Origin of the sequence: Acidisoma silvae (assembly GCF_020618775.1) — a bacterium.
GTDB lineage: Bacteria > Pseudomonadota > Alphaproteobacteria > Acetobacterales > Acetobacteraceae > Acidisoma > Acidisoma silvae.
This window is the reverse complement of the sequence record NZ_JAESVB010000008.1, coordinates 95,748-110,574: the sequence shown is the minus strand read 5'-3', so window position 1 is coordinate 110,574 and position 14,827 is coordinate 95,748. Positions and strand designations below refer to the sequence as shown.

The following is a 14,827-nucleotide window of genomic DNA, read 5'->3' as shown; positions in this document are numbered from 1 at the left end:
TTCAGGCGAAACGCTGCTGGCGGGCGGGCTTTTCCATCTGCTCGTCGATAGCCCGCAGGATATCGTTCTTGACGGAGGCCGCCGTATCGCCGTCCGGCGCGAAGGTGATGACGATCTGAAGGGCGTTATCGGTGCCGCCACGGTCCAGCCGGGCCGTCGGTGCCGGACTCGCCAATACTTTGGGGGTGTCTGCCGTCATCTGCTGGATGCGCAGGCAGGCATCGTTCAGCCCCCAGCCGCTCGGCACCGGCACATGCAATTGTGCGGTCGAAATGGGCTGCGGGTAGGTCGTCATATTGCGGATAGACTGACCCCAGACGCTGCCATTGGGGATGATGATCTGCGTATTGCTGTCCGTCACCACCTCCGTCCAGAACAGAGACAGGCTGCGCACCGTGCCGGTATTGCCGCCGACGGTCACGGAATGGCCGATGCGGAAGGGGCGGAAGATCAGCAGCATGACGCCGGCGGCCAGGTTGGACAGCGTTCCCTGCAAGGCCAGGCCGATGGCCAGAGACGCCGCACCGATGACCGCGACAAGGCTGGTCGTCTGGATGCCGAATTGCGACAGCACGGCGAGCACGACGATGGTGAGGACGAAATAGCGCGCGATCGAGCTGAAGAAGCCGCGCAGCATTTCATCGACATGCTTGGACCGCTTCAAGGCGCGGCCGACGAGATAGTCAGCCCGTCCGGCCAGCCAGAAGCCGATGATCAGGATCGCGATGGCGCCGACGACATGCAGCGCGTTGTTCATGATGAAAGGGAGGATAATCCCCGGGTCGGAGATGATGTGATCGATGCCAAGGCCCGTGGACGCCGGCGGAGAGGTTGTCGCCATAGATGTTCTCCGTTTTAGAAAAACCTGCCCGGCAGATCGGTAAGAGGCGACCGAATTCAACCGTACCAAGATGCAAAGGCTAAGATGTCAGCCGGGATCGCGCGGCAAAGGCCCCTCCCGCCGCAGCCCATGCCAGGCGAGGACGGTATCGATGACAAAGGCGATGAGCGCGCAGACGACACAGACCAGCGCCACGCCGAATGACACGATGAGCCAGGAGGCGATGGCCTTGTCGCTCAGGCTGCCAAGAAACAGAATAAAGGCCGTGCCGCAGGTCGCGGCCCCAGCCAATGCGGTCAGGGCGACGGCAGCGTCGAGCGCCCATAGGCGGTGCTGAAGCCGGGTGCAGTGCTGCGCCAGCCATTGCCGCGTGGCTTTATCCTCTTCCGCGCGCATCAGTTCGGCCAGACGCTGATTGTGGTCGGAGACCCGCGCCAGTCTGGTATTAAAAACATTAAGCAAAGTGCCGACGCCCGTCAGAAGAAAGATGGGCGTCAAAGCGACCTGCACAATATGGGCGGTGCCATCCACGACATCGCCATTCAGCGGCAAAACCATCCACGCGCCCTTTCTCATCTCTGCGGGTAAGTGTTCCACCCTTTCGGCCGGGGCAAGTCCAGCCCGTCATGCCGCAGAGCCGCCCTAGATGTTGTTCGTTATAACGAATTTTAGATTGTTATAGCGTATGTCGAAAAGCTTGATCATTCGGCTCTTGCCGATCGGCCAGGATCCGGTCTATAGAACTAATCCCTGGACGAAAAAAAGGCGGTGCCGAGGCACCGCCAAGTTTAGGGAGGAAACGTCCAAGAAAAGCAGCGACACGATCAGGGACCACCGTACGCTGCTGTCATAATTGCTAAGTCCTTCAAATCGAAATTGCAAGTTTTTTGTGCGCCGCAGCATTCACATTTTCGCTGGCGGCGATCTGGGTTTGCGCCCCACTCTCCCGTATCGACCGGTAGAGAGATTCGTGGGCCATGATGAGCAATCCCCTCCCCTGGCTGTTTCGTGGCGGCATCCTGGCCGCGACCTTATTCGCTATGCCTTTTCACGAGGCCCGCGCCGACTCGCCACCCTCAGCTCCCCCGATCGATAATTCAGTTTCCCCGCCGGAAATGACTGGCGTGCCGATACCACCGGGACAGATCGACCGGGCCATGGCGCAATTGGACGCGCTTGCCACGCAGGTCATGGCAAAGAGCGGCATCCCGGGCATGGCAATCGCGGTCGTGCGCAATGGCCGCACCGTCTACGCGAAAGGCTTTGGCGTCCGTCGCATGGGCGCGCCCGACAAGGTGGACGCCAATACGGTCTTCCTGCTGGCATCCCTGTCCAAACCTGTCGGCGCGACAGTTGTCGCGCACGAGGTCGGCCAGCATGTCATCAGCTGGAACACGCCTATCGTCCAGCACCTGCCCTGGTTTGCACTGGATGACCCTTGGGTGACGCAGCACGTCACCATCGCCGATATGTATGCCCATCGCTCCGGCCTGCCTGATCACGCCGGCGACGACATCCAGGACCTCGGCTACGATCAGCGGCAAATCCTGCAACGGCTTCGCTATCTGCCGCTGCATTCCTTCCGCGATACCTATGCCTATACCAATTTCGGCTTGACGGCGGCGGCGGAAGCCGTGGCCGCTGCCGCCGGAACCGACTGGGCCAGCCTGTCTGAAGACGCGATCTACCGCCCGCTTGGTATGACATCGACAAGCTCGCGCTTCGCGGATTTCGCGAAACGGCCGGACAGGGCCATTGGCCACATCCTGGTGAACGGCGCCTATGTGCCGAAGTATCAGCCCCAACCCGATGCGCAATCGCCGGCCGGGGGTGTCAGCTCTTCCGTCAACGACATGGCGCGATGGATGGCCATGGTCATGCAGGATGGTGTCTATGACGCGCAGCCTGTCGTCGACCGCGATGCCTTATTGCCGGCGGTGACCGGCGAGATCGTCGCCGGCCATTCCGCCAGCATGAATGCGCGCCCCAGCCTCTATGGCTATGGTTTCAATGTCGGCACGCAAGCCTCCGGCCGCACCAGCATCGGCCATTCCGGCGCCTTCAGCCTGGGGGCGGCGACCAATTTCGTGATCATCCCTTCGGCCGGCATCGGCATCATCACGCTGACCAACGCGCCGCCCACCGGCGCCGCCGAAGCGCTCAACGCCATGTTCATGGATCTGGTCCAGTTCGGTTACGTGACCCGCGACTGGCTGCATGACTATGGGCAGCTCATGGTCCCCCTGATGGCGCCGGAAGGCACCCTGGCGGGCAAGACACCGCCCGCAAACCCCAGGCCGGCCGAACCGCTTGCGGATTATGCCGGCACCTATGGCAACGATTATTTCGGCGACGCCCATATTGTCCGGCATGGCGACACATTGGCCCTGCAACTCGGTCCGCACGCGACCGAGTTTCCGCTGCGTCATTGGGATGGCGATATCTTCGTCTATACACCCGCCGGCGAAAGCGCGCCGGTGGGCTCGGTCGGAGCCGTCACCTTCACACCCGGCCCGGCCGGCAAAGCAGCGTCTTTCGCCATCGACCTTTATGCCGATACCGGCCGCAACCGCTTCGCACGACGACAGGACTAAAGACAGCCCTTGCCCTGGCGCCGGATCGAAATCGACGCAATGATGACGGTCTGACCGGCGGAACGAAGCCCGATGCCTTCCAGCACCCAGACTGCCTCCCGCTTTCGCTGGTGGATTGTCTTTCTTCTCTTTGTCATCACGGTCTTCAACTATATCGACCGTTCCGCCATCGCTTACGCCGTGCCGGATATCAGCCGTCAATTCCATCTGACACCTGCCACGATGGGCGTGATCCTCGGCGTTTTCGGGCTCGGCTATTTCGTCACCACGCTGCTCGGCGGCGTCGCCATCGACCGGTGGGGCACGCGGATCATACTGCTCATCGCGTCCCTGGTCTGGAGTACAGCGATCGGCAGCACAGCCCTGGCCTTCGGCACCCTGTCGCTACTGGCCGCACGCGCCGGGCTGGGTCTGGCCGAAGGGCCTAATTTCTCGGCCGCGAGCAAAGCCCTGGCCGAATGGTTGCCGGTCACCGAGCGTGCGACCGCCTTGGCCGGCGTGATCGTGGCCGTGCCGGTGGCGCTCGCAATCGGCGGTCCGCTTCTGACCGCTCTTCTGTCCGTCGCCGGCTGGCGCTTGATGTTCGGGGTTCTGAGCCTTCTCGTGCTCGCCTGGATTCCCTTCTGGCTTTGGCTGTTTCGCGACCGCCCTGCCGCTTCCCCTCACGTCAATGCTGCGGAAATGCGGCTGATCGCCGATACTGAACGCGCGCAGACTGACCATCGCTTCCGAAGGCGTGATATTGCCTTGGTGCTGAGCAACCGCACGCTGGCCGCCAATACCTTCGCCTTCTTCGTCTTCGGCTATTCGCTGTTCTTCTTCATGAATTGGCTGCCGAGCTTTTTGGAGACTCATTATCATCTGAGCATCCGCACTGTCGGCCTCTTCTCCTTCCTGCCCTGGAGCGTCGCGGCGGTCCTGCTTTTTGCCTGCGGACCCTTCTCGGATTATCTGTTGCGCCGAACCGGCAGGCTGCGCGTAGCCCGCAGCTATCTGCTGATCGTCAGCCAGTTAGGCGCGGCGCTTGCCGTCATTCCCGTTGTGATATCCGGCAACAGCACCATCGCGATCCTGTTCATTTCTCTCGCGGTCGGGCTGAACATGAGCACCAATGCCGTCTATTTCGCAGCCGGTGTGGATGTCGCGCGCCAGCAGGCCGGTACCGCACTCGGCATCATGGATGCCGGGCTGGCAATCGCCGCCTTCGTGGCACCAAGCCTGACCGGCTATGTCGTCTCTCTGACCGGCAGTTTCACCGCTGCCTTCTGGCTCATGGGGGCGCTGTCGCTGTGTTCGGCCGTCATCGTCACTCTGTTTCATCGCCCAGATGAGGACCGGCTGCCCGAAACCTGAAACCCGAAACCCGCAACCCCAAACCAGACCGGGCGGCGGACGGGATGAGAAAACCGTGACAAGCGCCTTGTCCTGTCAGGGCGGGATATCAAAGCCCAGCGCAACGGCTTAAACACCCAGGCAAAGACCCGCTGTCCTGGGAGAAAAAAATGTCGCTTCTCAGCCGCTTGACGATATTCGCGCTTGGATCGGTGCTTGCCTTGGCACCCCAGGCGCGGGCGCAGGATGCGGCAAGCGAGATCAATCTTCCCGGTCTGCAAAGCGACGCGGACGGCTTTGCCGCCAAGCTGCGCGCCGCCTATCCGGCAGGACTGACCGAAGCCAAGCTCAAGGTCGCGGCCGACACCGCCAAGGCCGCGCTCGACGCCAAGGATTACGCCAAGGCGCTGCCGGCCTTGCAGATGCTCATCGGCGGCCTGGGCCAGAACGCCGCTCCGAACAGTCAGATCTGGACCGTCCTAGCCGAGGCGGAACTTGCGGCTTCGCCCGGCCAGCCGAAGCTTGCTTTAGACGCGGCCTGGCTGGCGTTCACCAGCGTCGATCAGAACAGCCCGACGCAGGTGGCGGACCAGGTGGCAGCCCTACAACTGATGCGTTCGTCGCTGGCGGCACTGAAGGAGCCGATCCCGGAAGTGCAGGTCATGGCCGCCATTGCGCGCCGCCTGCCGCACGATGCGGCCGTCCAGGCGGCGCTCGCTCAGCGCCGGCAGGCCATCGGTCTGGTGTTCAGCGGCCTCACGACCGACGCCGAGGCTTTTCCGGCCCGCGCCTGCCTGACTTTCCTCGGTAATCCTTCGACCTCGCCCGATTTTCATCCCGGCGACTGGGTGACATTGCAACCCAGCGTAAAGGATGCCGCCGTCACGCTGGAATCCGGTCAGATCTGCATTACCGGCCTGCCCGCAGGGGCTGAAACCGATGTCACTTTCCGCCAGGGCATGCCAGGGGACGGCGGCCTGTCGCTACGGCAAAACCTGACCGTGCCGGTCGCCATGCCGGACCGTGCGCCCCGTCTGGTTTTCGACGGCGCCCGCTTCCTGCAACCGAAGGATGCGCTGGCGACGGTCGCACTCGACGCCGTCAATCTCTCGGCCGTGAAGCTCTCGCTGGTGAAGATCGGTGAGCGCAACCTTCTGCATGTCATGCAAACCTACCCGCCGAGCAACGGTGCCATTGATACCTATGGCGCACAGGATCTGGCACAGAACCAAGGCACCACCGTCTGGTCCGGCCGCGCCGATATCGCGCATTTCTCCCGCAATGCGCTGACGCATACGGTGTTGCCGCTGCCCGCCGCGCTCTCGGCCCCGGGTCTTTACGCTCTGATCGCAACACCGGGTGACGGCACGCCCTTCGCCGATGGCAATGCGCCCAGCGCCGTGCAACTGATCCTGCGCACCGATCTGGCACCGACCGTCTGGCACGGCACGGACGGCGACACCGTGCAGATTCGCAGCTATGCGTCTGGACTGCCCATCCCGGATGCCAAGGTCGACCTGATCGCGACCGACAACGATATTCTGGCGAGCAGCACCAGCGATCATGACGGCATCGTTCATTTCGCCCAGCCGCTGCTGGCCGGGCAGAACGGCCTTGCCCCAGCCGCCTTGCATATCCGCGGCGCGGACGGGGATTTTACCCGGCTTGACCTGACGGCACCCGATTTCGATTTGTCCGACCGTGGTGCTTCCGGCCTGCCGCAGCCCGGCCCGGTCGATCCCTTCATCTGGACCGATCGCGGCATCTACCGCCCGGGTGAGACCGTGCAGGTCATGGCGCTGCTGAGGGATGAAAGCGGCGCACCGACCGACCTGCCGCTGCATCTGATCGTGACGCGGCCCGACGGCCGCGTGTTTCAGGATACCGTCCCACCCCGCGCGGCCGACAGTTCCATCCATCAAGCTGTGACACTGTCATCGGGCGCACAGTTCGGCACCTGGGATATCGTGCTCAAAACCGATCCCCAGGGCCCGGCCATCGCGGACCAAAGCTTCACGGTCGATGCTTTCGTGCCGCCGCGCCTCGCCGTCGAATTCCCGAAAAGCGCTCCGACCATCCTGGAACCAGGGCGTGAGACCGACCTGCCGGTGAATGTCCGCTTTCTCTACGGCGCGCCGGGCAATGATCTGTCAGGCTCGGCGACAGTCACCATCGTCCCGAATCAGACGCCTTTCGCCGATTTCAGCGATTACAGTTTCGGTCTGGCGGAGGATGCCTTCACATCCAGCCAGTCCCAGCCCGATATTGCCGCGACCGACGATAGCGGCAATACCGCCGTGCCGGTCGATCTCTCGAAACTGCCCGATACCAGCCTGGCCCTGCAAGCGCAGGTGGCGGCGACGATCAATGATCCGGCTGGCCGCAGTGTCGGCGCCACTACAACCGTTCCCATCCGCCCGGCCGCACCGATGATCGGCATTGCCGAGGATTTTTCCGGCGATTCCGTCAATGAGAATGCCAAGGCGGGCTTTCGCATTGTCGCCGTGGCGCCGGACGGCAAGCGCGTGGCCATGCCGGTGCAGGTCCGTCTGGTGCGGCAGACGCCGGATTGGCGCCTGTCCGTCACCAACGGTCAGGCAAGATATGAGACGGTCTGGCGGGAGGAGCCTGTCGATAGCCAGGACATCACCATCCCGGCCGGCGGCGCGCCCGTCGCCTATAGCAAAAATCTGCCCTTCGGCCGCTACCGCTTGCAGGTGCTGCAAGCGAGCGGTGGCATGGCGGCCAGTTCCGCCATCTTCTATTCCGGCTGGGCGGTGGGCGATAACCCGGATGTGCCGGCCCGCGTCTCCGTCCGCGCCGATAAGCAGAGCTATCAGCCCGGCGATACCGCCACCATCCATGTCGAGGCGCCCTATGCCGGCACCGCAACCGTGTTGGTGATGACGGATCGCATCAAGCGCCTGATCGACCTCACGCCATCCGCGACCAGTTTCGATGTCCGCATTCCGGTCACCGCCGATTGGGGACCGGGCGCCTATATCGGCGTGCATGTGTTCCGCCCCGGCGGCACGACGTCGGACGGCGACAAGCAGGTGGCCCCGGCCCGCGCCATCGGCCTGACCTGGGTGGCGCTTGACCCCAAGCCGCGCACCCTGCCACTGAGCATCGAGACCGCGCCGATCTACCGCCCCCGCACGACGGTCAGCTTCGCCGTCAAGACGACGCCCGGCGCCTGGGTGACGCTCGCCGCTGTCGACGAAGGCATTTTGTCGCTCACCAATTTCCAGACGCCCGATCCGCTCGGCCATTTCTTCGGCAAGCGGACGCTCGGCGTCGGGATCCATGATGACTGGGCGCGCCTGCTGGCCCCGGCGGGCGCCGCCAATACCATCCTGCGCCAAGGCGCCGGCGGCGATATTGACGTCTCGACCACGCCCATTCCGCAGAAGATCGTCTCGCTTTTTGCCGGGCCGGTGCAGGCCGGGCCGGACGGCATTGCGACCTTCCCGCTGGACCTGCCGGATTTCGACGGCACGCTGCGACTAATGGCGGTCGGCTGGGGCGGCAACCAAAGCGGCAGTCTGGGCAAGGATATCATCATGCGCGACCCGGCAATCGTGGAGCCCCTGCTGCCGCGCTTCCTCGCCCCCGGCGATCAGGCGCAGATTGCAATTATGCTGCAAAATCTGGAACTTCCACCGGGTCAATTCACCCTGCATGTGAAGACGTCTGGTACGCTAACCTTGACGGGCAAAGACCCCGCGCCGGTCACGCTCGCGTCTCAGCAGCGGCTGCTGGTGCCGATTGCGCTGACGGCCAAGGGCGCCGGTTCGGGCGATTTGACGGTCACGGCCGATGGACCGAAGGGCTTTCATGTCGTGCATGACAGCAGCATCAGCGTCCATTCCGCCCGTGCGCCGGTGGCGCAGGTGACGGTGCTGAACCTGCCGCCCGGCGGCCCAGCGCTGGCGGTCACGCCTGACACCTCCGCCTTCATCCCAGGCACCTGGCGGGCGAGCGCGGCTTTCGGTCTTGGTGTCCGCTATGACCCGGCGGCCATGGTCCGCGCGCTGGAAGACTATCCGCTGAACTGCCTGGAACAGCTCACCAGCCGTGGCCTGCCGCTGGCCATGCTGACGGGTGCGGCGGCCGGACCGGATCGCGCTGCGACCTTGCAGCAGGTCGTCTCGGCGCTGGCCGACCGCCAACGTTACGACGGCGCTTTCGGCCTCTGGTCTTCCGGCGGCGATGCCGAGCCCTGGCTGACAGCCTATGCGACCGACCTGCTGCTGCGCGCCCAGAAGGCCGGTGCCGCCGTGCCCCAGCCGATGATCGATCAGGCCATGGGATGGCTGACGACCGAAATCGCAACGCCGCCTTCCAGCCCGGACGATTACGCGTCCCAGGCCTATGCGCTCTATGTCCTGTCGCTGGCCGGCAAGGCCCCAGCCGGTGCCATCCGCGTGGCGGCGACCACCGTCGACTCCGAGCCGACGCCCCTGGCGCGCGCGCAGATCGCCGCCGCCCTCGCCCGTCTAGGGCAGGTCGATCAGGCCAAGGCGATCTTCGCCTCGGTAGTTGCCGACCCCCGCCGCAAGCCCTGGTATGGCGATTACGGGTCTTCCCTCCGCGACCAATTGGCGACGGCGGTGCTGATCGCCGAAAGCGGCGTCATGAATGATCGCCTGTCATCCATCCGTGCGGCGCTGCCTGGATCCGACCTCAATCCCGATGACCTCAATACCCAGGAACAAGCCTGGGCAGGGGCGGCCGCGGCGGCCATGGAAGCCAGCAGCGGACCGGTGACGCTCATCGCCAATGGGAAGCGTCTCGGCCCGGCACCCGCCATCAACCTGCCGCTGGCGACCGTTTTGACCGTGCAGAACCCCGGCAAGATCATGGTGCCGGGAAGCGTCGTTGTGCAGGGCGTGCCAACCGTCGCGCCTGCCGCCGCCCATGCCGGCATCGTCGTGCATCGGCATTTCTTTGCCATGGACGGCACGGAACTCAACCCGGACAAGCTGGCCCAGAATACGACCTTCGCCATGGTTATCGACGGTCAGGCGACGGATGGGCAGGACCATCATGCGGTCGTGCTTGCCGGGCTGCCGGCGGGCTGGGAAATTGCCGGGCGCTTCCCGGGCGGCGATGTGCCGAGCATGGACTGGCTCGGCACGCTGACCGCGACCGACAGCGAAGCCGCCGCCGATGACCGCTATGCCGCCGCCATCAGCCTGACGGGCGACCAGGCGAGCTTTCGCCTCGCCGTCATTCTACGGGCGGTCACGCCGGGTACATACGAATATCCCGGCATTACCGTCGCCGACATGTACCGGCCGGCGATCTTCGCCCGCCAAGGCACGGTGCATATCACGGTCACCCCAGCGGCCCCGTGACGCGCCGCCGAATCAAACGGCTCGGCTTTGCCGGCCTCGCTGCCCTGCTGGCTCTGACGGCAGGCGGGGCCGGTCTGGCGGCGCTGGGCCGCTTTGACCCGGCACCGATGCCGGCGGCAAACGCCTGGGGAACGCGCATTCTTGCCTCCGACAAGTCTTTGCTGGCGCTGTCCCCCGCGCCCGGCGGGGTCTGGCGGTTCGAAACCTCGGCCGATGATGTCTCCCCCTTCCTGCGGCAATTGCTGGTCACGGTGGAGGATCGTCGTTTCGGGACGGAGCCTGGAGTCGACCCGCGCGCCGTACTGCGCGCCGGTCTGCAATGGGCCGCCGCTGGCCATGTCGTCTCCGGCGGTTCCACGCTCACCATGCAGGTTGCGAAGCTGCTGGATCCGCGTCCGCGCCGCCTATCCGCAAAGCTGCTGGAAACGGCGCGCGCCATCGATCTGTGGCGACGCCTGCCGCCCGACCGCATCATGGGCCTGTGGCTGTCGCTGGCGCCCTTCGGCGGCAATCTGGTCGGCGTTGAAGCTGCCTCCTACGCCTATTTCGGCAAGCCGCCCGGCGCGCTGGATGCGGCGGAAGCCGCCCTGCTGGTGGCGCTGCCGCGCCGGCCCGAAGCGCTGCGGCCTGACCGCCATCCACTGGCCGCGAAGCGGTTGCGCGACCGCATTCTGGCACTCGCCGGACAGCGCGGCCTGCTGACCCCCGCCGAGGTCGCCGCCGCGCAAGCCGAGCCGGTGCCGCTTCACCGCTTCCCCATGCCCCGCGCTGTGCCGCAGCTTCTGGCCTCCGTCCGGCATCCGCCGGTGGTGCTGACCAGCATCGATCCGGTGATCCAGTCAGCCGTCGATACGGCGGCGCAGGCCGCCTTGACCGGCCTGCCGCCGAAGGTGGCGCTGGTGGTGATGGTCGGCGATCTCAAGTCTCGGACACTGTCAGCGCTGTGGCTTGGCGATTGGAACGACACGGCACGCGCCGGCCGGACGGACCTCACGCGCGCCTTGCGCAGTCCCGGCTCGACGCTGAAACCCTTCCTTTATGCGTTGGCCTTTTCCGATGGTCTCGCGCATCCCGACACGCTGCTGGCCGACGCGCCGGATCGCTTTGGCAGCTATGACCCGGAAGACTTCACCGGGCGCTTTGCCGGACGGGTCACGGCGGCGGAAGCCTTGCGGCGATCGCTCAACCTTCCGGCCGTTGGTCTGCTGGCACGCTACGGCGCACTGCGGTTCAGCGCTGCCCTGACGGCGGCTGGTACGCCGCTTGTTCTGCCGCGCAATGCGGCGCCCAGCCTGCCGATCATCCTGGGCGGGGCCGGGCTTTCCATGCGCCAGCTCATGGCGCTTTACGCAGGCCTCGCGACCGATGGTCGGGTGCAGACACTGACGCTTTTCGACGACAAGCCCATAGGCCATCGCCTGCTATCGCCGGCAGCGGCGCAAACGGTCGCCGATATCCTGACCCGACCCTTTCCGAATGAGACGACCGCGCGCGGGATCGCCTGGAAGACAGGAACCAGCTGGGGCGACCGCGACAACTGGGCCTTCGGCTTCGACCGTACCCATATCATCGGTGTCTGGGTCGGCCGGCCCGATGGCACGGCGATGGATAGCGGTGCCGCCGCCGATCATGCCTTGCCGATCCTGGCCCGTTTGTTCAGCGCCGTGCCAGCCGCCCCGCGTGTGGTGACCCCCGAGACGCGGATGCTGTCCTTCGCGGCCGCGCCGTCCGCCGATCCGCTGCGCCTGCTCTTTCCGCCGCCCGGCGCCGTTATCGAAGGGCTGGGGCCGCTCGATCTGAAAGCCATGGGCGGTGAAAGGCCGCTGAGCTTCCTGATTGACAATGCACCGATATCCTCCATTGGCGCATTGCGGCAAACGCAATGGCTGCCGCCTGGCCCCGGTTTCTATCATGTCACCGTGCTGGATGCGGCGGGTGCAGCCGTCCAGGCCGCCATCCGCGTCACCGCCGGGAACTGACGCTGGCGCGACCAAGACTTTTCGTTGCAGGGCAGCCGCGCGCTTTCACAAAGCCGTTGATGGGGCCTCAAGCCTAGCTTCTTTTTTGTCATCCGTTAGCGTCACAAGATGACGTCCATCTCCGAATCCCCGCGCCAGAGCTATAATCATGCTCAGATCCTGCGCGTTATCTTCGGTATCATGCTCTGCATGCTGCTGGCGGCGCTGGACCAGACTGTCGTCATCCCCGCCGTGCCGGCCATCGCCCATGATCTGCGAAGCTACGATCATCTCGCCTGGATCGTGACCGCCTATCTGCTGACATCGACGGCAGCCACGCCCATTTTCGGCAAGCTCTCCGATATTCACGGACGACGGGCCGTGATGAACCCGGCCATCGCTATCTTCATGGCCGCCTCGGCGCTCTGCGCGCTGTCGCAGAATCTGCCTGAGCTGATCATCGCACGCGGCCTGCAAGGCATCGGCGGCGCTGGGCTGTTCGCTATGGCCCAGGCTGCCATCGCCGATGTGGTCTCCCCGCGCGAACGCGGGCGCTATCAGGGCTATCTGGCCGGAACCTGGGCTGTGGCTTCCATCGCCGGCCCCGTCATCGGCGGCTATGTCACGGAAGGGCTTAGCTGGCGCTGGATCTTTTGGATGAATCTGCCGCTGGGCCTGCTCGCCATCGTCCTTTGCGACCGGGCATTGCGGCTGCTGGTTGTGGTGCCGCGCGCCAGCCGGATCGACATCCCCGGCGCCTTGCTGCTGACAGGCGCCGTGACCGCTCTGCTGCTGATGCTGAGCTGGGGCGGCGCCGCCTATCCTTGGCTGTCCTGGCCGGTCATCACCACCGGGCTGCTGGGCGTGCTTCTCCTCGCAGGACTGATGATGCAGGAACGGCGGGCGCCCGATCCCCTGCTGCCGCCACGCCTTTTTACGAACGACATTTTCCTGCGCGGCGTTTCGGTTGCCTTTTTCGGATCGCTCGGCCTGTTCGTCGCGACCTTTCTGCTGCCGATCAACTTCCAGCTCGTCCACGGCTATGGCCCGGAAACGGCGGGCCTGCTCGTCATGCCCTTTCTCGTCATCAGCACCGCCGGCTCCTATGTCGCGGGATTGATCGCCCGGCGGCTGGGCAAATCGAAACTGATCCTGCTCGTGGGCCTTGCCGGCGCCATCCTCGGCTTCCTGCTTCTCACCCTCAATACCGTGGATACCGGTGTCATCATCATCATGATCGAAAGCGCGCTCCTCGGCGGCGGTATCGGCATGTGCATGCCGACCTCCATCGTGGTGGTGCAGAATGCTGTCGAGCATCGCGATATCGGCTCCGCGACCGGCGCGCTGCTGCTGCTGCGCTCCATCGGGGGCGCCTTCGGCAGCACGGTCGCGGGTTCGTTGCTGACCCTCCGTTTCCGCCAGTCTGAACACGCCGCCCATTTGCGCCATGCGATCGATTTCGGTGCCCTCAGCCAGGGCACGCATGCGCTGGACGGGCTATCCGCCCATGCCCACGACGCCATCCGCCACGGCCTCGCCGCCGGCTTTACGCTCGCCTATCTGGTGACAGCCATCTTGCTGGTTCTTGCCCTTCTGGTGATCACCGGGCTGCGGGACATCGCGCTTCAGTCCTCGGCCAAGCCCGCAGGCCCGACCATCGGCCATTAGTCGGCGGCGGCGGCCACCGCAGGCAAGACGCCCATCGCCTCGGCGATCAGACGGAAAGACCGCAACCGCAGATCGTGATCATAGACGTCGGACACGATCATCAGCTCGTCCGCGCCCGTCTCCCGGATCAGCCAGTTCAATCCCTGCCGCACGGTCTCCGTCGAGCCGATGATGCTCAGTTGCAGCATCCGCATGGCCTGCGCCTTTTCCATCGGCGACCAATAGGTCTCGATATCGGCGATCGGCGGCTGGCTCAGGCCTCTGGCCCCCCGGAAGATATTGGTGAAGGACATTTGCTGCGTGGTGGCAAGGAAGGTCGCTTCCTCATCCGTTTCCGCCGCAATCACATTGACGCCGACCATGGCATGCGGTTTGGCCAACTGGGCCGAGGGCTTGAAGCGGCTGCGATAGATATCCAGTGCCTGCATCAGCATATCCGGCGCGAAATGAGAGGCGAAGCCGAAGGGCAGGCCAAGCTGGGCGGCCAACTGGGCGCCGAATGTGCTGGAGCCGAGAATCCATAGCGGCACTTCGGTGCCGGTGGCGGGCACGGCATGAATGCGCTGACCCTCTACCCCTGGCGAGAGATAGGCCTGCAACTCCAGCACATCCTGCGGGAAATTGTCGGCATTGTTGAAGGACCGGCGCAGTGCATAGGCCGTCGTCTGATCTGTGCCAGGTGCGCGGCCCAGACCGAGATCGATGCGGCCGGGAAAAAGATGGGCCAGCGTGCCGAATTGCTCGGCAATGACCATCGGCGCGTGGTTGGGCAGCATGATGCCACCGGCACCCACGCGGATATGCTTGGTGCCGGCCGCGATATGGCCGATGACCACCGAAGTCGCGGCACTCGCGACGCCCTGCATATTGTGATGCTCGGCAACCCAGAAGCGCTCATAGCCCCAGTCTTCCGCATGCGCCGCAAGGTCGCGCGCATGATCCAGCGCCAGGCGCGGCGTGCCGTTTTCCCGCACGCGGACAAGGTCGAGGATCGAGAATGTGGTCATCAGTCACTCCTATCCGGGTCACCCAGGCAAAGCCGGGCCGCCGCTAAGACAGGTATATAAGCATCGC

General features: G+C 64.8%; 8 protein-coding genes. 5 read left to right on the top strand and 3 right to left on the bottom strand.

Annotated features, from left to right (window positions below):
• Position 1: 1 nt before the first annotated feature.
• Positions 2-841 (bottom strand): mechanosensitive ion channel family protein, encoded by an 840-nt coding sequence (locus ASILVAE211_RS16855; protein WP_227322515.1) that lies wholly within the window; start codon positions 839-841, stop codon positions 2-4.
• Between the two features lie 87 nt (positions 842-928).
• Positions 929-1,399, bottom strand: a complete 471-nt coding sequence (locus ASILVAE211_RS16850) for a DUF2721 domain-containing protein (protein ID WP_227322514.1) — start codon at positions 1,397-1,399, stop codon at positions 929-931.
• 419 nt (positions 1,400-1,818) lie between these two features.
• Here ASILVAE211_RS16850 and ASILVAE211_RS16845 point away from each other — a divergent pair, with 419 nt between their 5' ends.
• From ASILVAE211_RS16845 to ASILVAE211_RS16825, 5 genes are all read left to right on the top strand, one after another.
• A complete protein-coding gene (locus ASILVAE211_RS16845; protein ID WP_227322513.1) occupies positions 1,819-3,435 on the top strand; it encodes a serine hydrolase in 1,617 nt (538 codons plus the stop codon).
• 72 nt (positions 3,436-3,507) lie between these two features.
• Positions 3,508-4,788 (top strand): MFS transporter, encoded by a 1,281-nt coding sequence (locus tag ASILVAE211_RS16840; RefSeq protein ID WP_227322512.1) that lies wholly within the window; start codon positions 3,508-3,510, stop codon positions 4,786-4,788.
• 149 nt (positions 4,789-4,937) lie between these two features.
• Positions 4,938-10,127, top strand: coding sequence for an alpha-2-macroglobulin family protein (locus tag ASILVAE211_RS16835; RefSeq protein WP_227322511.1), 5,190 nt, complete (start codon positions 4,938-4,940; stop codon positions 10,125-10,127).
• Positions 10,124-12,106 (top strand): penicillin-binding protein 1C, encoded by a 1,983-nt coding sequence (gene pbpC / locus ASILVAE211_RS16830; RefSeq protein WP_227322510.1) that lies wholly within the window; start codon positions 10,124-10,126, stop codon positions 12,104-12,106. Before ASILVAE211_RS16835 ends, pbpC begins: the two co-directional genes overlap by 4 nt.
• Before the next feature lie 108 nt (positions 12,107-12,214).
• On the top strand, positions 12,215-13,753 hold the full coding sequence (locus ASILVAE211_RS16825; RefSeq protein ID WP_227322509.1) for an MDR family MFS transporter: 1,539 nt from the start codon (positions 12,215-12,217) through the stop codon (positions 13,751-13,753).
• On the opposite strand, the gene ASILVAE211_RS16820 is transcribed toward ASILVAE211_RS16825, so the two are convergent.
• Positions 13,750-14,760, bottom strand: a complete 1,011-nt coding sequence (locus ASILVAE211_RS16820; RefSeq protein WP_227322508.1) for an LLM class flavin-dependent oxidoreductase — start codon at positions 14,758-14,760, stop codon at positions 13,750-13,752. The two genes, ASILVAE211_RS16825 and ASILVAE211_RS16820, sit on opposite strands and share 4 nt — an antisense overlap.
• Positions 14,761-14,827 lie beyond the last annotated feature (67 nt).